The sequence below is a fragment of the Trinickia sp. genome (assembly GCF_036503415.1).
GTDB lineage: Bacteria > Pseudomonadota > Gammaproteobacteria > Burkholderiales > Burkholderiaceae > Trinickia.
In genome coordinates, this window is the sequence record NZ_DASXWY010000121.1 from 47545 (window position 1) to 67149 (window position 19605).

Annotated in this window: 20 protein-coding genes; 13 read left to right on the forward strand and 7 right to left on the reverse strand. The window is 63.8% G+C overall.

All coding sequences use genetic code 11. The annotated features are described in order from the left end of the window. Window positions 1-44 precede the first annotated feature (44 nt). Window positions 45-1328 carry a phosphopyruvate hydratase gene (eno, locus tag VGL01_RS15515; protein ID WP_173255444.1) on the forward strand — a complete coding sequence of 428 codons (1284 nt, stop codon included), beginning with the start codon at window positions 45-47 and terminating at the stop codon, window positions 1326-1328. An 84-nt stretch (window positions 1329-1412) separates the two neighbouring features. Continuing rightward, a complete protein-coding gene (gene ftsB / locus VGL01_RS15520; RefSeq protein ID WP_331570801.1) occupies window positions 1413-1853 on the forward strand; it encodes a cell division protein FtsB in 441 nt (146 codons plus the stop codon). A gap of 48 nt (window positions 1854-1901) precedes the next feature. Here the strand turns inward: ftsB and VGL01_RS15525 are convergent, their stop codons facing one another. The 3 genes from VGL01_RS15525 to VGL01_RS15535 all read right to left on the reverse strand — a co-directional run bounded on the left by VGL01_RS15525 (window position 1902) and on the right by VGL01_RS15535 (window position 3962). After that, window positions 1902-2273: a hypothetical protein gene (locus tag VGL01_RS15525; protein ID WP_331570835.1), complete on the reverse strand. Its 372-nt coding sequence runs from the start codon at window positions 2271-2273 to the stop codon at window positions 1902-1904. Window positions 2274-2431: 158 nt separating this feature from the next. Continuing rightward, on the reverse strand, window positions 2432-3388 hold the full coding sequence (hslO, locus tag VGL01_RS15530; protein WP_331570803.1) for an Hsp33 family molecular chaperone HslO: 957 nt from the start codon (window positions 3386-3388) through the stop codon (window positions 2432-2434). Between the two features lie 49 nt (window positions 3389-3437). Continuing rightward, the gene (locus tag VGL01_RS15535; protein WP_331570805.1) at window positions 3438-3962 is read right to left on the reverse strand and encodes a gamma carbonic anhydrase family protein; all 525 of its coding nucleotides are present in this window, start codon (window positions 3960-3962) and stop codon (window positions 3438-3440) included. A gap of 210 nt (window positions 3963-4172) precedes the next feature. On the opposite strand from VGL01_RS15535, the gene VGL01_RS15540 reads away from it, so the two are divergent. From VGL01_RS15540 to VGL01_RS15585, 10 genes are all read left to right on the forward strand, one after another. Then, on the forward strand, window positions 4173-5033 hold the full coding sequence (locus VGL01_RS15540) for a ferritin-like domain-containing protein (protein ID WP_331570807.1): 861 nt from the start codon (window positions 4173-4175) through the stop codon (window positions 5031-5033). 115 nt (window positions 5034-5148) lie between these two features. Further along, window positions 5149-6033: an alpha/beta hydrolase gene (locus tag VGL01_RS15545; protein WP_331570809.1), complete on the forward strand. Its 885-nt coding sequence runs from the start codon at window positions 5149-5151 to the stop codon at window positions 6031-6033. Window positions 6034-6123: 90 nt separating this feature from the next. After that, window positions 6124-6954, forward strand: a complete 831-nt coding sequence (locus VGL01_RS15550) for a 3',5'-nucleoside bisphosphate phosphatase (protein WP_331570811.1) — start codon at window positions 6124-6126, stop codon at window positions 6952-6954. Window positions 6955-7067: 113 nt separating this feature from the next. Then, entirely contained in the window at window positions 7068-7706 is a 639-nt protein-coding gene (locus VGL01_RS15555) for an L-threonylcarbamoyladenylate synthase (RefSeq protein WP_331570813.1), read from the forward strand. Between the two features lie 73 nt (window positions 7707-7779). Beyond that, window positions 7780-8445, forward strand: coding sequence for a site-2 protease family protein (locus VGL01_RS15560; RefSeq protein ID WP_331570815.1), 666 nt, complete (start codon window positions 7780-7782; stop codon window positions 8443-8445). Window positions 8446-8449: 4 nt separating this feature from the next. Next, complete coding sequence (locus VGL01_RS15565) at window positions 8450-9652, forward strand: tryptophan--tRNA ligase (protein WP_331570817.1); 1203 nt, start codon at window positions 8450-8452, stop codon at window positions 9650-9652. A 48-nt stretch (window positions 9653-9700) separates the two neighbouring features. After that, the gene (locus VGL01_RS15570) at window positions 9701-10306 is read left to right on the forward strand and encodes a class I SAM-dependent methyltransferase (protein WP_331570819.1); all 606 of its coding nucleotides are present in this window, start codon (window positions 9701-9703) and stop codon (window positions 10304-10306) included. Between the two features lie 42 nt (window positions 10307-10348). Then, the gene (gene dapA / locus VGL01_RS15575; RefSeq protein WP_331570820.1) at window positions 10349-11266 is read left to right on the forward strand and encodes a 4-hydroxy-tetrahydrodipicolinate synthase; all 918 of its coding nucleotides are present in this window, start codon (window positions 10349-10351) and stop codon (window positions 11264-11266) included. 125 nt (window positions 11267-11391) lie between these two features. Beyond that, complete coding sequence (bamC, locus tag VGL01_RS15580) at window positions 11392-12531, forward strand: outer membrane protein assembly factor BamC (protein ID WP_331570822.1); 1140 nt, start codon at window positions 11392-11394, stop codon at window positions 12529-12531. A gap of 10 nt (window positions 12532-12541) precedes the next feature. After that, window positions 12542-13330 (forward strand): MBL fold metallo-hydrolase, encoded by a 789-nt coding sequence (locus tag VGL01_RS15585; RefSeq protein WP_331570824.1) that lies wholly within the window; start codon window positions 12542-12544, stop codon window positions 13328-13330. A 96-nt stretch (window positions 13331-13426) separates the two neighbouring features. Here the strand turns inward: VGL01_RS15585 and VGL01_RS26155 are convergent, their stop codons facing one another. Continuing rightward, entirely contained in the window at window positions 13427-13681 is a 255-nt protein-coding gene (locus VGL01_RS26155) for a hypothetical protein (RefSeq protein ID WP_414720274.1), read from the reverse strand. 227 nt (window positions 13682-13908) lie between these two features. Then, entirely contained in the window at window positions 13909-15150 is a 1242-nt protein-coding gene (locus VGL01_RS15590) for a cupin domain-containing protein (protein ID WP_331570826.1), read from the reverse strand. A gap of 32 nt (window positions 15151-15182) precedes the next feature. Between VGL01_RS15590 and VGL01_RS15595 the strand changes: the two genes are divergently transcribed. After that, window positions 15183-15722 carry an FKBP-type peptidyl-prolyl cis-trans isomerase gene (locus VGL01_RS15595; RefSeq protein ID WP_173255459.1) on the forward strand — a complete coding sequence of 180 codons (540 nt, stop codon included), beginning with the start codon at window positions 15183-15185 and terminating at the stop codon, window positions 15720-15722. Here the strand turns inward: VGL01_RS15595 and VGL01_RS15600 are convergent. Together VGL01_RS15600 and mutS are read right to left on the reverse strand one after the other, a co-directional pair. Then, the gene (locus VGL01_RS15600) at window positions 15702-17021 is read right to left on the reverse strand and encodes a hypothetical protein (protein ID WP_331570829.1); all 1320 of its coding nucleotides are present in this window, start codon (window positions 17019-17021) and stop codon (window positions 15702-15704) included. The genes VGL01_RS15595 and VGL01_RS15600 overlap by 21 nt on opposite strands. Further along, window positions 16984-19605: DNA mismatch repair protein MutS (gene mutS / locus VGL01_RS15605; RefSeq protein ID WP_331570831.1), on the reverse strand; the 2622-nt coding region annotated here is incomplete at its 5' end. The genes mutS and VGL01_RS15600, both read right to left, overlap by 38 nt.

The window sequence follows — 19605 nt, forward strand, 5'->3', positions numbered from 1 at the left end:
CGAGATAGAAGAAGCGGAATTCAACTTCATTTCTAGAGGAAATCATGAGTGCAATCGTAGATATCATCGGCCGCGAGATTCTGGATTCGCGAGGCAACCCGACCGTCGAATGCGATGTGTTGCTCGAGTCGGGCACGATGGGCCGTGCGGCCGTGCCGTCGGGCGCGTCGACGGGTTCGCGCGAGGCCATCGAGCTGCGTGACGGCGAAACCGGCCGCTATAGCGGCAAGGGCGTGCTGAAGGCCGTCGAGCACATCAATACCGAGATTTCCGAAGCGATCATGGGTCTCGATGCGTCCGAGCAGGCGTTCCTGGACAAGACGCTGCTCGAGCTGGACGGCACCGATAACAAGTCGCGCTTGGGCGCGAATGCGATGCTGGCCGTTTCGATGGCGGTGGCCAAGGCTGCGGCCGAGGAAGCGGGCTTGCCGCTTTACCGTTATTTCGGCGGATCGGGCGCGATGCAACTGCCGGTGCCGATGATGAACATCGTCAACGGCGGCGCGCATGCGAACAATAGCCTCGATATCCAGGAATTCATGATCGTCCCGGTGAGCCAGCCGACGTTCCGCGAGGCACTGCGTTGCGGCGCGGAAGTGTTCCATGCGCTCAAGAAGATTCTTGCCGATCGCGGCATGAGCACAGCCGTTGGCGACGAAGGCGGTTTCGCCCCGAATTTCGGCAGCAACGACGAGTGCCTCTCGACGATTCTTCAGGCCATCGAGAAGGCCGGTTACCGCGCGGGCGAAGACGTGCTGCTGGCGCTCGATTGTGCGGCAAGCGAGTTCTATCACGACGGCAAGTACCAGCTTGCGGGCGAGGGCTTGCAGCTGTCGTCGGCCGAGTTCACGGACTATCTCGCCACGCTCGCCGACAAATTCCCGATCGTGTCGATCGAAGACGGCATGCACGAGGGCGATTGGGCGGGCTGGAAGCTGTTGACCGACCGCCTCGGCAAAAAGATTCAGCTGGTCGGCGACGATCTGTTCGTGACCAACACACGCATCTTGAAGGAAGGCATCGAAAAGGGCATCGCGAACTCGATCCTGATCAAGATCAACCAGATCGGCACGCTCACCGAGACGTTCGCCGCCATCGAAATGGCCAAGCGCGCCGGTTATACGGCCGTCATTTCTCATCGCTCGGGCGAAACGGAAGACTCGACGATCGCCGACATCGCAGTGGGCCTCAACGCCGGACAGATCAAGACCGGTTCGCTCTCGCGCAGCGATCGCATCTCGAAGTACAACCAACTGCTGCGTATCGAAGAGGATCTCGGCGATATCGCCAGCTACCCCGGCAAGTCGACGTTCTACAATCTGCGTTGATCCAGGGTTTTTCGTCAACGATCGTTTTGCTCGCCGCCTCGTGCCTAGCCGCGGGGCGGTTTTGAATTTACGGCGCTTTCTCGCATGCGGCTCGTCACTGTCGTTCTCGTCGTCCTGCTCGTGCTGATCCAGTATCCGCTCTGGTGGGGACATGGCGGCTGGTTGCGCGTGCACGAACTGCGCGAGGCGCTCGACGCGCAGGCGCATAAGAATGCCGATGCCAAGGTGCGCAATCAGCGCATCGAGGGAGAAGTGCAGGACCTGCAAGGCGGCACGGCCGCGGTCGAGGAGCGTGCCCGTTATGAAATGGGCATGGTCAAGGACGGCGAAGTATTCGTGCAGTTCGTCTCGCCGAATACGCCGGCAAGTGCGCTGGCGCCCGCCGCGGCGAGCAATACCTCGACGCGTGGCGAAGTCTCGGCCGCGCCTGTCAGCGTAGTGCCCAATCCGGTTTCGCGCGCGAAGTTGCGCGGCAAAGAAGAAAAATCAGCCAAGAAGCGCGCCGCCGAAAAGACCCGGCAGTAGCCGTCGTCAGCCGCCCGTTACCGCCGTTCGCAAAGCGTCATTCGCGCGCTACCACCACCAACCGGGATAGACGCCTGGGCTGTAGTACCCGAAGCCCCCACCGCCGACGTAGCCACCGTAGATCGTAGGCGCCGGATAGTAATACGGCGCGTAGTAGGGCGCATAGTAGCGAGCCCAGTTATCGGCTGCGATCGCGGCGTCCTGGTCTTTCAACACCTGTTTGTCGATCTCGTCGTAACGCTTCTTCTCCGCACTGGTGAGCGGACGGGCCGGCGATGCCGCGCCTGGAGCGTCCGGCGGCAGGCGGCTCAGGATGGGGCCGGGGGGCGGCTCGACGACGCAGGCGGCGAGCGTCGTGGCTGCGGCGAGCACGAGCGCGAGTCTCACCGGTACGGTGCGGCCGTTTTCGACTCGTTTCATCGATGGGCGTTGAATGTGCGTTTTCATGATGGCCTCGCGAAGCCGCCTCTTGTGAATCCGTGTCTCGGGTATCGGGTATCGAATGAACCCCTCTGCGGCTGCCAGTGAAGCTTCGACCGGGCGCGCCGTCCGAAAGTGCCGCGGCCCGTGTCCCGCCGTCAATGCCGCTGCGATGCGGCCGGCGTCACCCCGACGGCGACATCGTTGGCCGAAAAGAGCTGCACGACATCGACGGGGTCGAACTCGAAGCGCTGATTGCAGTATTCGCAATGGATCTCGATTTGACCGTGCTCGTCGATGACACTGTCGACTTCCTCACGCCCGAGCATTTTGAGCATCGATCCCACCTTTTCGCGCGAGCAACTGCAGGCGAAGTGTGCCTGTGCCGGCGCGAAGTGCTGGACGTTCTCCTGCCAGAAAAGGCGCTTGAAAAGCGTCTGAGGTTCTTCCTTCAACAGCTCTTCTTGCGAGAGCGTCGAGCCGAGCACGCACACGCGTTCCCACGTATCGGCGTCATGCTCGCCCGCGTGCGGCACGATACCGCCGTCGCCGGGAAGTTTCTGCAGCAGCACCCCCACCGCCCGCTCGGTATTCGCGGCGAGCCACAGGCGCGTTTCGAGCTGTTCGGAGTGGCGCATATAGTGTTCGAGCACTTCGGCCATCGACTGGAGGGGGCCTGCCTCGCCATTCAACGGGACGATGCCCTGATAGGGCTCGTGCCCCGGGCGGCGGTCCTGCGGGTCGAGCGTGATGACACACCGTCCGTGCCCGCTGGCGTTGAGCAGATCCGCGAACGGTATCTGCGTGCGCTTGGCGGCTTCGGCTTCGAGCTCCGCGGAGAATTTCGCGGTGGCGCGCATGGCGAGCGACGAACTGCATTGGACGACGAGCATTTTCACCGGGCCGTCCCCGAAAATCTGCATGATCAGCGTGCCGTCGAATTTGAGATTCGCGGACAGCAGCGCGCACGCGGCCATCATCTCGCCGAGGATGTCGCGCACGGGAGCGGGGTATTGCCGGCGCGTCAGCACTTCCTGCCAGGTGTTGTGCAGCGAGACGATCTCGCCGCGCACCGGCGCCGTGCTGAACATGAATTTTTGCAAATGGTCTTCCACAGCCTGTTCCTTCGATCGTCGATATCGGCCGAGCCTGGTTCGCGCTGCATCAACCGATGCGCACGAGCTGTTCCTTGTAGAGCGCCCTGCGTTCGATATAGCCCTGGGCATTTTGCGCGAGGCGGCTCACCTCCTCGTCGGTGAGTTCCCGCACCACCTTGGCGGGCGCGCCGAGAATCAGCGTGCGTTCGGGAAACACCTTGCCTTCAGTGACGACGGCGCCCGCACCCACCAGACAATTGCGGCCGATCACCGCACCGTTCAGCACCACGGCCTGAATGCCGACGAGGGCGCCATCGCATACTGTGCAGCCGTGCAGCATTGCCTGATGCCCGACCGTCGCATTCGTGCCGATGACGAGCGGGTAGCCCGGATCGGTGTGAAGCACGGCGCCTTCCTGAATGTTGGTGCCGGCGCCGACTTGAATGGGCTCGTTATCGCCCCGTAGCGACGCGCCGAACCAGACGCTGGCATTTTCTTCGAGCGTCACGCGGCCGACGATGGTGGCCGTGTCGGCGACGAATACGCTTTCGTGAATGGTCGGGCCATGCTCGCCCAGCTTGTACATCGCCACAGTGAATGTCTCCCGTGCAAGGCCACGTGCCGCAGCCGTGGAGGGTGGCCGCGCACCGAGTAAAATGGCCGCCCTTGTCATGCGCTCTACGGCACGCGCGAGGCCGAATCGCGTATTGTAAACGGTCCCGCGTGGCACCGCGGCGTTCGCTGCCGGCGCGCCGCAGCGGCCGTGCCGGGTTGCGTTTTATCGATGGGTCCCGACTCAGTCATGTCAGCAACAGATTCTTCCGAAAGCGACGCAATCGAGCGTGAAGACGATGTTCGTCATCTCGCGCTTTGCGTGCTGCTCGAATGCGAGCCGTCGGCAAAGGCCGCTCATGCTCAGGCGCTGCATCGGCGCTGGCTGGCGCGCGGGTTGCCCTGTGGGGCTCAGGCGAGCATCGCCGAGCCCGCCGGCCTGCCGGGCAGGCCACGCGCGCCACTGCTCGTCGAACCGCGCCTGCTAGCGCATCGCGGCATGCGCTCGCCGGAGGGCCGCGCAGTGCTCCTACATGCGCTTGCCCATATCGAATTCAACGCGATCAATCTCGCGCTCGATGCCGTCTGGCGTTTTGAAGCCATGCCCGAAGCGTTTTACGGCGACTGGCTACAAGTCGCCGCCGAAGAGGCGCATCATTTCACGTTGCTCGCTGCGCGGCTCGCTCAACTCGGGCACGCCTATGGCGATTTCCCCGCGCACAACGGACTCTGGGACATGTGCGAGCGCACGCGGGCGGACGTACTCGCGCGCATGGCGCTGGTACCGCGCACGCTCGAGGCACGCGGGCTCGATGCGTCGCCGCCGATTCGCGCGCGGCTCGTGCAGGCGGGCGATCTTGATTCGGCTGCCATTCTCGATGTCATTTTGCGCGATGAAATTGGCCATGTTCGCATCGGGAATCATTGGTTTCGCTACTTGTGCGACGCGCGAGGGCTCGATCCGCACCCCACGTACGTCCGGCTGGCCGAGCAGTACCGCGCGCCGCGCTTGCGCGGGCCGTTCAACTTCGAGGCACGCCGCCAAGCCGGATTCGATGAATTCGAACTGTCGCGGCTGAACGGCGATGAAGGCGCGCCAAGCGACGCCTGATGCGCCCGACGAGGCGATCGTTCGAATCGATCCCGGCTACGTCCAATCCGCGGCGCGCAGACAAAGCGTTTCTCCCGATATAATCGAACGACCATTCGTTTTTCGGCGACGCTTCATGACTACTTCGCAATCCGACTTCCTGACCGTTCGCGGTGTGCGGCTGCACGTGCGCCGTTGGGGCCCGCCCGGCGCTCCAACGCTTTTCATGCTGCATGGCTGGATGGACGTTTCCGCGTCGTTCCAGTTCGTGGTGGATGCGCTGGGCGGCGATTGGCAGGTGATCGCGCCCGACGCGCGCGGTTTCGGTCTGTCGGATTGGCCCGTGGCGGAGCGCGGCGGCGGCCATTATTGGTTCCACGAGTACCTGGCCGACCTCGAAGCCTTGCTCGACCATTACGCGCCGACCGGACAAGTCAATCTCGTCGGACACAGCATGGGGGCAAACGTCGTGTGCCTGTACGCCGGCGTGCGGCCCGAGCGCGTGCGACGAGTCGTCGACCTCGAAGGGTTCGGGCTGGCGCCCGCAAAGGCTGCGCAGGCGCCGCACCGGCTCGCCGCCTGGCTCGACGACCTGCGCGCGCCTCCCACGCTCAAGACCTACGCGACGCTCGACGACGTCGCCGCGCGCTTGACGAAGAATAATCCGCGCCTTGCACCCGAGCGTGCGCGTTTTTTGGCCCGGCATTGGGCGAAACGCGGCGACGACGGGCGCTATGTGCTGCTGGCGGATCCGGCGCACAAGATGCATGGTCCGCTGCTTTACCGGCTCGACGAAATAATGGCGGTATGGGCGAAGGCCAGCGCGAAAGTCCTGCATGTCGAGGCCGTCCGATCGCCGACGCTTGCGATGCTGGCGGGCGCCATTCCGCTGGACGAGTTCAAGGCACGCTTCACGGCTTTTCGAGACTGGCGCGAAAAGATGATCGAAGACGCAGGACATATGGTTCATCACGATCAACCCGAGCAGGTGGCGGCGCTGATCGAGGCGTTTTGCGCCTGAGAGGGGCAAGCGCGTCCGGGCCGCGCTAGGGAAGCCCGAGCGGAACGCCGCATTGCAGTAAAATGCTCGGATACTCCCTCCGCTCGAAGCATGAACGCCGATCTGCATTGCCATTCCAACGTATCCGACGGGCTGCTCGCGCCCGCGGAGGTCGCGCGCCGTGCGCATGCGGGGGGCGTGACCGTCTGGTCGCTGACCGATCACGACGAACTCGGCGGGCAGAGCGAGGCTCGCGCCGCGGCTGAGGCGCTTGGCATCCGTTATTTGCCGGGGGTCGAAATTTCCGTGACGTGGGCCGCTCGCACGTTGCACGTCGTGGGGCTGGGCGTGGATCCGTCATGTCCGACGCTCGTCGAAGGGCTGCGTGCGACGCGCAACGGGCGTACCGCGAGGGCGCAGGCCATGGCCGCGGCACTCGAGGCAGTCGGCATTCCCGGTGCCTATGAAGGCGCGCTGCGGTTCGTGTCGAATCCCGACCTGATTTCACGCACGCATTTCGCGCGCTTCCTCGTCGAAAAAGGTTTTGCCCCGTCGACAGCCGACGTGTTCGATCGCTTTCTCGGCGAGGGTAAGCCGGGTTATGTTCCGCATCGTTGGGCGACCCTTGAAAACGCAGTCGGCTGGATTGGCGCGGCCGGCGGCATTGCGGTCATTGCCCATCCGGGGCGCTACCGCTATACGCCGCTCGAATTCGACGCGCTTTTCGGCGCCTTCGTCGATCTGGGGGGCCGTGCGATCGAGGTTGTCACGGGTAGTCACACGCCCGATCAGTACCGCGAATACGCCGATGTCGCGCGTCGTTTCGGATTCGAGGCGTCGCGCGGTTCGGATTTTCATGCGCCCGGCGAGGGTCGCGTGGAGCTCGGCGCGCTGCCGCCGCTGCCGCCCGATCTGACGCCCGTCTGGGACCGCCTGCTCTGATGCACGCGCGACGAGCGCAGTTTTCCGCGAGACCCGGCTGGGCGGCAGTGCGTCGCACGGCATCCGGTGCCTGCCATGCTCGCGCGTCGCGTCGCTGAACGCTCACTTCTTCCATGTCCCAATACTTCCGGATCCACCCCGATAACCCCCAGCCGCGCTTGATTGCGCAGGCGGTCCATATCGTGAAAGACGGCGGCGTGATAGCGCTGCCGACCGATTCGAGTTATGCACTCGCGTGCCGTCTCGACGATAAGGACGCCGTGACGCGTCTGCGCCGCATTCGCGGCCTCGATGAGCGGCAGCATTTGTCGTTGCTCGTGCGCGACCTGTCCGAGCTCGCGAATTTCGCGATGGTCGACAACGGGCAGTTTCGCTTGATCAAGTCGGTGACGCCGGGGCCTTACGTATTCATCCTGCAGGCGACGAAGGAAGTGCCCCGGCGGCTCTCTCATCCGTCGCGCAAGACGATCGGGCTGCGCGTGCCGGATCACGCCATCACGCTCGCGTTGCTCGAGGCGCTTGGGGAGCCGCTCATTGCCACGACGTTGATCCTGCCGCCGGACAGCGAACCTGTGAACGATCCCGAGGCGATCCGCATGCGGCTCGAAAAGCAGATCGATCTCGTGATCGACGGCGGCGCCTGCCCGCGCGAGCCATCGACCGTGGTCGATCTGACGGGCGATGAGCCGGTTCTCGTGCGTGCGGGGCGCGGTGCCCTCGAACCGTTCGGACTGAGTGCCATGGAGCAGTGAACGCAAGACGCTTGCCGCGCGAGACCGGCCCGCGACCAGTGCGGTACGGCCCCCTTGTTACAATAAGCCCGATATGGATGCTTCCCTGATACAAACGATAGCGGTCTATGCGTTGCCCGTGATCTTCGCGATTACGCTGCACGAGGCGGCGCACGGCTACGTGGCCAAGCTGCTTGGAGACAATACGGCCTACATGATGGGGCGGGTTTCGTTCAATCCGATGCGCCACATCGATCCGCTGGGCACGATCGCCATTCCGCTGCTGCTTTATTTCGCCACGGGCGGCGCGTTCATGTTCGGCTACGCGAAACCCGTTCCCGTCGCGTTCAGCAACCTGCGCAATCCGCGCTGGGGCAGCCTGTGGGTATCGCTCGCCGGTCCGGTCTGCAACTTTGCGCAGGCGCTGCTGTGGGGATTCATCGGCGTTGGCTTGTCGCTCTCGTCGGTCGACGAGCCGTTCTTCTCGCGCATGGCGGGCGCCGGCGTCAGCGTGAATCTCGTGCTGGGTATCATCAACCTGTTTCCGCTGCCGCCGCTCGACGGCGGGCGCGTAGTCATGGCGCTGTTGCCGCCGCGTCAGGCGATCGGCTTGGCGCGCCTCGAGCCGTATGGCTTTTTCGTCGTGATGGCGCTCGTGATCACGGGCGTGCTGACGAGGTTCTGGCTGCGGCCGCTCATGTCGCTCGGTTACGATGCCTTGACGGCCATCCTGACTCCCTTTGTCTCGCTCTTCAACTAAGACCATGTTTCCAGACCGCATTTTCTCCGGCATGCGACCCACCGGCTCGCTCCACCTCGGCCACTACCATGGCGTGCTGAAGAACTGGGTGCGCCTGCAGTCCGAATACCCGTGCTTTTTCTGCGTGGTCGACTGGCACGCGCTCACCACCCACTACGAGACGCCCGAGGTCATCGAAACCAACGTCTGGGAAGTACTGATCGACTGGCTCGCATCGGGAATCGATCCCGCGCAGGCGACGCTTTTCATCCAAAGCCGGGTCCCCGAGCATGCGGAGCTTTCGCTGCTGCTCGGCATGAGCGCGCCGCTCGGCTGGCTCGAACGTGTGCCGACCTATAAGGAGCAGATCGAGAAGCTGAAGGACAAGGACCTCTCGACATACGGTTTTCTCGGCTATCCCGTGTTGATGGCGGCGGACATTCTGCTTTATCGCGCCTCGCTCGTGCCGGTCGGCGAAGATCAGGTGCCGCACGTCGAGATGACGCGCGAGATCGCGCGGCGCTTCAATCATCTTTATGGGCGCGAGCCCGATTTCGAAGAAAAGGCGCTCGAGGCAGCCAAGAAGCTGGGCGGCAAACGCGCGAAGCTCTACCGCGAGTTGCGCAATGCCTATCAGCAAGAGGGCGACGACGAAGCACTCGAGCAGGCGCGTGCGCTGCTGCAGGAGTCGCAAAGCATTTCGATGAGCGATCGCGAGCGGCTTTTCGGCTACCTGGAAGGTGCGCGCAAGATCATCCTCGTCGAACCGCAGGTGCTGCTGACGAAGGCTTCGCGCATGCCGGGGCTCGATGGGCAGAAAATGTCGAAGTCCTATGGCAACACCATCGGGTTGCGCGAGGACGCCGATACGATCGCCAAGAAAGTCCGCACGATGCCGACGGATCCCGCGCGGGTGCGCCGGACCGATCCGGGCGACCCCGACAAATGCCCCGTCTGGCAACTGCATCAGGTCTATACCGACGAGGCCACCCACCAATGGGTGCAAAAGGGCTGCCGCTCGGCCGGTATCGGCTGTCTCGAATGCAAGCAACCCGTTATCGAGGGTATCTTGCGCGAGCAGCAGCCGATGCTCGAGCGGGCGCAAAAGTATATGGACGACCCGACGCTCTTGCGGGCCATCGTGGCCGACGGCTGCGACAAGGCGCGCAAGTTCGCCACCGAGACGATGCGCGACGTACGCGAGGCCATGGGCCTTTCGTACTCCTGATCGGTCGGCGTTCGCGATGCACGCGCAATGTGCCCGGGCGGGGTTGCGATGAGCGGCGAGCACGCGGCGGCGCCGGGCGCTTCCGCCTGGATCGTCCGGTGGTCGCATCTGCTTGCGCCGGATGCGACCGTGCTCGACGTTGCCGCGGGTAGCGGTCGTCATGCACGCTGGTTCGCCGCGCGCGGGCATCGAGTGATCGCCCTGGAACGCGACCCCGACGCGCTTGCGGCACTGGCGCAGATCGAGGGTGTCGAGCCCGTCGCAGCCGATCTCGAAGACGGCAGTCCGTGGCCGTTTCCCGATGCGGCACGGTTTGCGGCCGTCGTTGTCACGAATTACTTTCATCGCCCGCTGTTGCCGCGTCTTGTCGCATCGCTCGCGCCAGGCGGCTTTTTGTTGTACGAAACGTTCGCGCAGGGCAATGAAACGGTCGGGAAACCTTCGAACCCGGCGTTTCTGCTCGCGCCGGGCGAGCTGCTCGACGCCGTGCGCGGCACGTTACGGGTCATCGCGTTCGAAGACGGTTACACCGCATTACCGCGGCCTGCGTTCGTGCAGCGCCTGTGCGCGGTGCGCGAGGCCGAGAGCGTTCGGGATGCCGTGGGCGGGGCGGGCGCAACCCCGGGTCAGCCGCGTTACGATTTGAGCGGCTAATCCGCTACAATCGCGCTTTCGGAATGGAATTCATGGCGTTTCATGGCTAACGGCACATCCAGCAGCAACCGGGACGGCGTCCGGATTCGCGGCAGCATTCCCGCGATCGTCACGCCGATGCTCGACGAGGGCGGCCTCGATCTGGCGGCGTTTCGCAAGCTGATCGACTGGCATATCGAGGAAGGCACCAACGCGCTCGTCGTCGTGGGTACGAGCGGCGAATCGGCCACGTTGTCGGTCGAGGAGCACGTCCTCATGATCGAAACGGCCGTTACGCACGCGGCCGGCCGTATTCCGGTGATTGCCGGCGCCGGGGGCAATTCGACCTCCGAGGCGATCGAGCTGACCGAGCGGGCGAAAGCCGTGGGCGCCGACGCCACGCTGCAAGTCGTCCCTTACTACAACAAGCCGACGCAAGAGGGCATCTACCGCCATTTCGCGAAAATCGCGGAAGCGGTCGATTTGCCCGTCATTCTCTATAACGTGCCGGGCCGTACGGTGGCCGACATGTCGAACGAGACGATCCTGCGCCTCGCACAGGTGCCGGGCATCATCGGCGTGAAGGAGGCGACGGGCAACATCGATCGCGCGGCACATCTGATCAAGGCCGCGCCGTCGCATTTCGGCATCTATAGCGGCGACGACCCGACCGCGATCGCGCTCATGCTGCTCGGGGGCCACGGCAACATTTCCGTGACGGCGAATGTCGCGCCGCGCGCGATGAGCGAGCTGTGCAAAGCGGCGCTCGAGGCCGATGCGAAGACCGCCCGAGAAATTCATCTCCGTTTGCTGTCGTTGCACAAGACGCTTTTCATCGAATCGAATCCGATCCCGGTGAAATGGGCGCTCGAGGAGATGGGCCGGATACAAGGCGGCATCCGCCTGCCGCTGACGCGTCTCGACGAGCGCTGCCACGGTGCCGTGCGCGATGCGTTGCGCGAGGCAGGCGTGCTGCGATAAAGGCGGTACCGATGTCCGCGCGCGCACGCAACGGCGCGCCGGCTGCTGTCATTCACTAACCGAGATCGTTCTCGACTCGCGCTCCAGCATCGTTGCAGGCACGCGTTCGCATCACGAAGGGTTCCATGAAACGTTCTGTTTTTTTCATTCATGCCGCGCGTACGGCGGCGCTTGTGCTCGCGCTCGGATCGCTTGCCGGCTGCGACACCCTCAACGAATGGTTCTCGTCCGATAAAGTCGATTACAAGGCCACGCGTTCGGCCCCGTCGCTGACGGTCCCGAGCGATCTGACGGCGAGCACCGCGCCGACACAATACACGGCCCCGCCGTCGAACGCGGCACTCGGCGGCGCGCCCGAGCGCAATCGCACGACCGCGGGCAATGCGACGGAAGGGGTGCCGAGCGCGCAAGACCCCTATGGCATGCATATCGAGCGCGATGGCGACCGCCGCTGGCTCGTCGTCGACGGCCGCTCGCCCGACCAGCTTTGGCCGCAGTTGCAGGAATTCTGGCAGGACAATGGCTTCGCGCTGAAAACCAATGCGCCCGCAACGGGCATCATGATGACGGACTGGGCGGAAAACCGCGCCAACATACCGGACGATTGGTTTCGCCGCACGATTGGCCGGGTGATCGATTTCGCGTACTCGTCGGGCACGCGCGACAGATTCCGTACGCTCGTCGAACGCGGCCCGAACGGCGCGACCGATATTTCGATCACGCATAGCGCGCTCGAAGAAGTGCTGACCGGGCAGGACAAGGACTCGTCGCGCTGGGTGGAACGTCCGCGCAATCCGGTGCTGGAAGCCGTGTTTCTTTCGAAGCTGATGCAGAAGTTCGGCCTGACCGACGCACAATCGAAGGAACTGCTCGCGAACGCGCGTCCCGGCACGGCGCCTGTCACGATCGATATGGCCGGTGCCCAGACGACGCTCGAGCTTCAGGAGTCTTTCGATCGGGCGTGGCTGCGCGTCGGGCTGGCGCTCGACAGGACGAATTTCACGGTCGATAACCGCGATCGCGCCAAGGGGCTCTATTACGTGCGCTACGCCGATTCGATGGCCGAGCTCAAGCGCGACGGCCTGTTCGGCAAGCTCTTCTATCGCAAACCGGTGGCATCCGCACCGGGGCAGTCGTTCCTCGTCAATGTCCGCCAAAAAGGCGAGGGCCAGACGCAGGTCGCAATCGTGGATGCAAACGGCCAAATCGATACCTCGCCCGAAGCGAAGAAGATTCTGTCGCTCCTGCATGCCGAACTGAACTGACGGGCCGTTCATGCGTTTTGCCAGTCTCGGCAGCGGAAGCGAAGGCAACGCGCTCGTCGTCGAAGCGACGAGCGGGACGACGGCGACGCGCGTATTACTGGATTGCGGATTCTCGGCGAAAGAACTCGAACGGCGGCTTGCGCGTCTCGAATGCGGCATCGAGCAGCTCGACGCCATTCTCGTCACGCACGAGCACAGCGACCACATTGGCAGCGCGCTGACGGTCGCTCGCAAATGGAGTGTCCCGCTTTATATGAGTTGGGGCACGGCACGCGCGGTGGGTGCGGACGTGGCGCCGGGCGTCGATCTCCACGTGTTATGGGGTGACGAGACGGCCGCTATCGGCGACCTGCAAGTATGCCCTTATACGGTTCCCCACGACGCGCGCGAGCCGCTGCAGTTCGTTTTCGGGGACGGCGCGCATCGATTGGGCGTGCTGACGGATGTCGGTACATCGACGCCGCATATCACAGCGATGCTCCATGACTGCGACGCGCTGGTGCTCGAATGCAATCACGATGTCGATATGCTGGCGACGAGCCGCTATCCGGCATCGCTGAAGGCGCGAATCGGCGGTAACCACGGGCATCTCAGCAACGACGCGGCAGCGGTCATTCTGGCGTCGCTGCGTCGCTCACGGCTCAAGCATATCGTTGCGGCGCATCTGAGCCAGCAAAACAATCAGCCAGAGCTTGCTCAGGCCGCGCTGGCGCGTGTGCTGGGCTCCGCTATACACGACGTGATGGTTGCATCGCAGGACGACGGTTTCGCGTGGCTGACGCTAGGCGGTGTCGAGTAAGGGCGATGTCGGTTCGCGGCAACGCAATTCGCAATTGGCGCAGACAAGAAAAAACCGGCTCGAAGCCGGTTTTTTCTTGCCTTGCAGCTTGACAGCTTACTGGCTTGCGCCCGAAGCCGGAGCGGCAGCCGACGCAGCAGCGTCCGAAGCAGCGGCAGCAGCACCCGAAGCCGCAGCAGCGTCGCTCGCAGCAGCACCAGCGCTCGAAGCAGCGTCCGAAGCGGCAGCAGCGGCGGGAGCCGAAGCAGCAGCAGCGTCGCTAGCCGGCGCAGCAGCTTGATCGCTGCTCTTGTTGCATGCGGCCAAAGCCATGGCAGCCAACAGGGATGCTACGAGGAGGGATTTCTTCATGATCACGTCCTTTTATGGTTAAAGGTAAGCAACAGCGCGAAATAATACCGGTAATGTGCTCCAACACCAACCTGGGCCGCTGGTGGGATGCACATCAGAGCGTGAATCTTCCCCACGGCTTGGGCGGAAATTATATGCACTTTCGTACGGACCGTCGACAAACCAGGGTCAATACGTTGCCTTTCTCATACAGAATTTCAGCTTTTTGAACAATAGGGACGATTACCTCAAGCGGATGCGCCGATCCGTACCCAGCCGGCAAGATACCACTCGTGCAACAGCGCTGTCATCGACGAATCGGCAGATAGTGTTACAAACCGTTTCCCCTCGAGGCGCCTCGCGTCGGCCAGCTCCAGCAGCCACTTTTTGCTCCGCGGCAGGCGGTCTTCCTCGCCGTTGAGAAAGTAGCTGTCCTTTCCGTACAGGAGCGTCGTCTTCCTGTCGAGCCGAACCCCATGGCGAAGCGCCTTTTTCACGAACGCCGCCTCGTTTGCCGGCCGCTCGGGCGCCTCGAAGACGACGTGAGCCTTCGGTTCGCCCAGATAGCTGCCAAGGAACGAGACGATATCGCGCTCGCTCCAGCGTATACCAGCAAGGATCGCGCCGACCTGCTCGATCAGCCCATCCGGCAGCCGTGCGGGATGCTTGACGGCGTCTTGCCGGGGATCGCGATAGCGGTCGTCCTCACGCGCTTGCTGCGCCACGCTGCCGCGTTCGGCCAGGTGATAGAGAAATTGGCCGATCAGTTCGCGCGCCGAAGGCGAGCGAAAGCCGATCGAGCACGTCATGCATTCGCCGAGCGCCACGCCGTCGTGAGCGATGTGGGGCGGCAGATACAGCATGTCGCCCGGTTCCAGTACCCATTCTTGCTCGGGCTCGAAGCGCTGTAAGACTTTCAACGGCAATCCGTCTTTCAGGGAAAGATCTTTTTGAGCGGAAATTCGCCAGCGTCGCTTGCCCTGCACCTGCAGCAAAAACACGTCATAGGAATCGAAATGTGGGCCCACCCCGCCGCCGTCGGTGGCGTACGAGATCATGAGGTCGTCGAGCCGCGCGTCCGGAGCGAAGCGGAACCTGTCGAGCAAGGCGCGAGCGCGGTCATCGTGCAAATCGACGCCTTGCACGAGCAGCGTCCATTCGCGGCGCCGCACGCTCGGGATTTGGTCGGGTTCGAAGGGACCGTGTGCAAGGCGCCATGCGCCCCGAAAATGCGTAATGAGCCGTGCTTCCGCGTCGTCGCTTGCCGCCAGAGCGAAGAGCTCGTCGCGCGCGAGCGGGGGCGCGATGCCGGGCACGGCCTGACGGACGAGCAACGGTTTTTTCTGCCAATACCGGCGCATGAATTCGGACGGCGTCAAATTCGCGAGTAACGGCGTCGGTAAGTCGGGTGGAGGGGGCAAAACGGCGGACGCGGCAGAAGTGGCGGATGGAGCTGAGGCCGGTGTGTGGTCAAGGGGCCGCTTGGGCATCGTATAATGAGACCGTATTTTGGAGATTCCGAATGAAAATCGCGAAGAACACTGTCGTCTCGGTCGCCTATAAGTTGTCGGACGCGCAAGGCAATCTGATCGAGGAAAGCGACGAGCCGATGATCTATCTGCACGGCGGGTATGATGGCACGTTCCCCAAGATCGAGGAAGAACTCGATGGGCAAGAGCCGGGCTACCAAACGCAGATTCAGCTCGAGCCGCAGGACGCGTTCGGCGAATATGACCCAGACCTCGTGAAAATCGAGCCACGCAACCGCTTTCCGGAACCGCTCGAAGTCGGTATGCAGTTCGAGGGTACGCCGGAAGACGGCGACGACGACATCGATACACTGATTTACACCGTGACGGACTTGGCCGAAGACAAGGTCGTACTCGATGGCAATCATCCTCTGGCGGGCATGGCGTTGCGCTTTGCACTGACGGTCAAGGAAGTTCGCGAGGCGACGGCCGACGAGATCGAACACGCTCATGTGCACGGTGCCGATGGCCTCGAAGTCCTCGACGAGGACGACGACGAAGACGAGCCGGGCTCAGCTCCCACCTTGCACTGAACCTGGGCCGCTGCGCGTTGGCGCCGCCGGCGCTTCGGGCGGCGGTATCTTCCTGTCGATACTGCCGCTCGCGCTGCCTGCCTGCGGCCACGCAGGCGGTTGCGGTAGTAGCGGCGGTTCGGAGGCAGGCGCTTCCGGGACGGCGGGCAGGGCGGCCGGAGGCGTCGGGAGAAGTTCCGAAGCGCCCGGCGCGACAGACGGGGAGGCGATGCGCGGCGGCATCGCAGGCATCTCCCGCATCTGTGCCGGAATACGGCGCACGGTGACCTGAAACGGCGGCGTCCTGTCGAAATTCACATCCACTCTGACCCATTGCCTCGTTCTCTCTCGCGGCGCAATCGCGATGCGCGTGACGTTCGTCATGCGCGATCCCTTGTCGTCAAAGAGCGGTTGGTCGATGGTAAAACCTCGAGACAGGGCAGCCGTGTCGTCGTGAATGACGACGACCGGCCCTCGGTACGTCTCGGCCGCTTTAACGAGAGAGCGTTTGAATTCGAGGTAGCCGTCGCGCTTGCGCGTGCGGCCCATGCGGAGCCACGAGAAGCGTTCCGCATGTTCGTAGCGCGCGAAGTCCGGGTCCGCCTCCACGAAAACGACGAGCGCGTGCGCATTGCGTCGACGGGCGTATTCGGCCGCGTGTTCCAACCAAAAGGCGGAGGCGATGGCGCGGTCGTCGTATTCCCCGTTGCGGCCACCGCCGCTCAGATAATGATTATTGCCGCCGACGACGTTCAGGCTCACGAATACGGTGTCGTCCAGCTGCCAGCGGACGTTTTCCCGATATGAATGAAACCGCGCGACGTCGCTTTCGCGTTTGAGGACAATCGGCGATTGGCCGAGCGAGACATTGTCCGCATAAATCGTTTGACGCAGGAAGTCGAGCCGCTCCGCCGCGTCGTAGCCGCCGCCATTTGCGCTGCCGCATTCCGCCCAGTCGTATTGCCCCGGCACGACGATGAGGGGCACGCGCGAGGTTGCCAGAATTTGCTGGCGCTGCGCATAGACGTTGTCGGTGCAGCGCTCGGAGGGCCCTTTCAGGTTGCCGTCGTAGACAACGAATGCAATGTCCTCCTCGACTCCGATTGCTTGAAGGAGTCGCTGCGTAGCCGCCTCGTCGGCACTTGCTCGCATCGTTCCCGCAATGACGGAGAAGGCGAAATGCGCTCTGGCCGCGAGAGCGGCCTCACCGTAAGCGAGCGCAAGCAGTGCGGCGAAACCGACCGCTACCGGGCGCAGCGCGGCGCGCGCAAGCCGGCCTTTCTCAGTGTCGGTCGTCTTGCGCCGCATTGGCCTGTTCATGCAGCTCGTAGAGGAGATCGAGCGCTGCGCGCGGGTTGAGCTCGTCGGGGTCGATGCCGCGCAGGCGACTGATGACCGGGTGCGGCGGTGCATCGTGTTCGTGCGCGGATTCGTCGGGTGCGTCTTCGACGAACGGTGCCGCCGCGAACAAATCGAGTTGCGGTGTTGCGTAACCGACCGATTGTTGCTCGAGATGCGCGAGGTGTTTGCGTGCGGCGCGTATGACGGCGGCCGGCACGCCCGCCAGTTGCGCGACCTGGAGCCCGTAGCTCTGGCTTGCGGGGCCTTCTTCGACGGCATGAAGAAAGACGATCCCATGCCCATGCTCGACGGCGGACAAGTGGACGTTCGCGGCTTGCGGGAATTCAGCCGGCAGTTGCGTGAGCTCGAAATAGTGTGTGGCGAAAAGCGTCTGACAACCGTTGTGCGCGAGCAGGTGCCGAGCGATGGCCCAAGCGAGTGCGAGGCCGTCGAACGTCGACGTACCGCGCCCGATTTCATCCATCAATACGAGGCTTGCCGGCGTTGCATCGTTGAGGATTGCTGCGGCCTCCGTCATCTCCACCATGAACGTGGAGCGGCCGCCGGCCAGATCGTCGGCGGCGCCGATGCGGGTGAAGATTCGATCGATCGGCCCGAAGGTGGCGCGGCGGGCCGGCACGTAACTGCCGACATAGGCGAGCAGCGCGATCAACGCCGTTTGCCGCATGAAGGTCGATTTGCCGCCCATATTGGGACCGGTGATCAACAGCAGTTTGCGCTCGGGGCTCAAGCAGCAGTCGTTTGCGACGAATTGTTCGACCTGCGCTTCGACGACCGGGTGCCGTCCCTGCTCGATATCGATGCCGATCTCCGTCGTGAACGTGGGTGCGACCCAGTCGAGGGCTTGCGCACGTTCCGCGAAGGCGGCCAGCAAGTCGAGTTCGGCAAGCGCCGACGCCACGCGCTGACATTCGCCGATGTACGGCAGCAACGCTTGCAGCACGGCGTCGTAGAGCGCTCGCTCGCGTGCAAGCGCGCGTTCCTGCGCCGATAGCGCCTTGTCTTCGAATGTCTTGAGCTCCGGAGTGATGTAACGCTCCGCATTCTTGAGCGTCTGACGCCGACGGTAGTCGTCGGGGACCTTGTCGGTTTGCCCTCGCGTCACCTCGATATAGAAACCGTGGACCTTGTTGTATTCGACGCGCAGATTGGCAATGCCGGTGCGCGCGCGCTCACGCGCCTCGAGGTCGATGAGGAATTGCCCGCAGTTTTCCGAGATATCGCGCAACTCGTCGAGTTCGGCGTCATAGCCACGTGCGATGACGCCGCCGTCGCGCACCATCGCAGCCGGCTCCTGGGCGATGGCGCGCTGGAGCAGTTCGCCGCATTCACGCGGCGGCTCGAGGGCGGCCGCGATGCGTTCGAGCGCAACCGCGCCGGCCGCGGCATGCGCCACCTGTTCGCGCAGCGCAGGCAGGGCAGCGAACGTATCGCGCAAGCTCGACAAGTCGCGCGGGCGCGCCGATAGCAATGCGAGGCGGCCTGTGATGCGTTCGATGTCGGCGATGTGCCGTAAGACCGCTCTGAGCGCATCGAGACTTGCATGGACAGGCGCGTCGAGGAGTGCGCCGATCGCGCCGTGCCGCTCGCGCGCCGACCCGGCGTCGCGCGGTGGGTGATGGAGCCAGTGACGCAGGAGGCGGCTGCCCATCGTCGTACAGCAAGTGTCGAGCAATGAGCACAGTGTCGGCGATTCGCCGCCGCGCAGCGTTTCGGTCAGCTCGAGATTGCGACGCGTCGCAGGGTCCAGCCCGATATATTCGGATTCATACTCGACTCTGAGACTGCGGACGTGTCGCAGTTGTTGCCCTTGTGTCGCCGAGGCATATAGCAGCAGCGCGCCGGCCGCTCCGCACGCGGCCGTCAGCGATTCAGCACTGAAGCCGTCGAGGCTCGCTACGTTCAGCTGATCGCAAAGCCGCTGTTTGCCCGATGCGATATCGAAATGCCATGTGGGCACGCGCGTGACGGTACCGGGCACGGTGGCCGGGAGCGGCGCTGCCGGCGTATCGGCGGCCAGGATTTCGGCCGGCCGGATGCGTTCGAGCGCGGCAGCGAGCTGGTCTGGCGCTACCTCGGCCAGCCTCAGTGCGCCGCTCGCGAGATTGAGCCAGGCGAGGCCGACGCCCGTTACGACGCCGCGTTTATTGTGCGCGGGGCTCATCGCGAGCAGATAGGCATCGCTCTTGTCTGCGAGCAGCGCTGCATCCGTCAGGGTGCCGGGGGTCACCACGCGCACGACCTTGCGCTCGACCGGGCCCTTCGACGCAGCCGGATCGCCGATCTGCTCGCAGATTGCGACGGACTCGCCGAGTTTGACGAGCTTCGCCAGGTATTGCTCGACCGCGTGATGCGGCACGCCGGCCATCTTGATCGGATTGCCGGCCGATGCACCGCGCTGCGTGAGTGTCAGATCGAGCAGGCGCGCCGCTTTTTCAGCGTCGTCGAAGAACAGCTCGTAAAAGTCGCCCATCCGATAGAAAACGAGCGTGCCGGGGTGTTCGGCCTTGATGCGCAGGTACTGCTGCATCATCGGCGTATG

Coding starts and splice junctions, on each gene's coding strand:
- eno (WP_173255444.1), top strand. CDS start 45: ATGAGTGCAATCGTAGATATCATCGGCCGCGAGATTCTGGATTCGCGA.
- ftsB (WP_331570801.1), top strand. CDS start 1,413: ATGCGGCTCGTCACTGTCGTTCTCGTCGTCCTGCTCGTGCTGATCCAG.
- VGL01_RS15525 (WP_331570835.1), bottom strand. CDS start 2,273: ATGAAACGAGTCGAAAACGGCCGCACCGTACCGGTGAGACTCGCGCTC.
- VGL01_RS15540 (WP_331570807.1), top strand. CDS start 4,173: ATGTCAGCAACAGATTCTTCCGAAAGCGACGCAATCGAGCGTGAAGAC.
- VGL01_RS15545 (WP_331570809.1), top strand. CDS start 5,149: ATGACTACTTCGCAATCCGACTTCCTGACCGTTCGCGGTGTGCGGCTG.
- VGL01_RS15550 (WP_331570811.1), top strand. CDS start 6,124: ATGAACGCCGATCTGCATTGCCATTCCAACGTATCCGACGGGCTGCTC.
- VGL01_RS15555 (WP_331570813.1), top strand. CDS start 7,068: ATGTCCCAATACTTCCGGATCCACCCCGATAACCCCCAGCCGCGCTTG.
- VGL01_RS15560 (WP_331570815.1), top strand. CDS start 7,780: ATGGATGCTTCCCTGATACAAACGATAGCGGTCTATGCGTTGCCCGTG.
- VGL01_RS15565 (WP_331570817.1), top strand. CDS start 8,450: ATGTTTCCAGACCGCATTTTCTCCGGCATGCGACCCACCGGCTCGCTC.
- VGL01_RS15570 (WP_331570819.1), top strand. CDS start 9,701: ATGAGCGGCGAGCACGCGGCGGCGCCGGGCGCTTCCGCCTGGATCGTC.
- dapA (WP_331570820.1), top strand. CDS start 10,349: ATGGCTAACGGCACATCCAGCAGCAACCGGGACGGCGTCCGGATTCGC.
- bamC (WP_331570822.1), top strand. CDS start 11,392: ATGAAACGTTCTGTTTTTTTCATTCATGCCGCGCGTACGGCGGCGCTT.
- VGL01_RS15585 (WP_331570824.1), top strand. CDS start 12,542: ATGCGTTTTGCCAGTCTCGGCAGCGGAAGCGAAGGCAACGCGCTCGTC.
- VGL01_RS26155 (WP_414720274.1), bottom strand. CDS start 13,681: ATGAAGAAATCCCTCCTCGTAGCATCCCTGTTGGCTGCCATGGCTTTG.
- VGL01_RS15590 (WP_331570826.1), bottom strand. CDS start 15,150: ATGCCCAAGCGGCCCCTTGACCACACACCGGCCTCAGCTCCATCCGCC.
- VGL01_RS15595 (WP_173255459.1), top strand. CDS start 15,183: ATGAAAATCGCGAAGAACACTGTCGTCTCGGTCGCCTATAAGTTGTCG.
- VGL01_RS15600 (WP_331570829.1), bottom strand. CDS start 17,021: ATGAACAGGCCAATGCGGCGCAAGACGACCGACACTGAGAAAGGCCGG.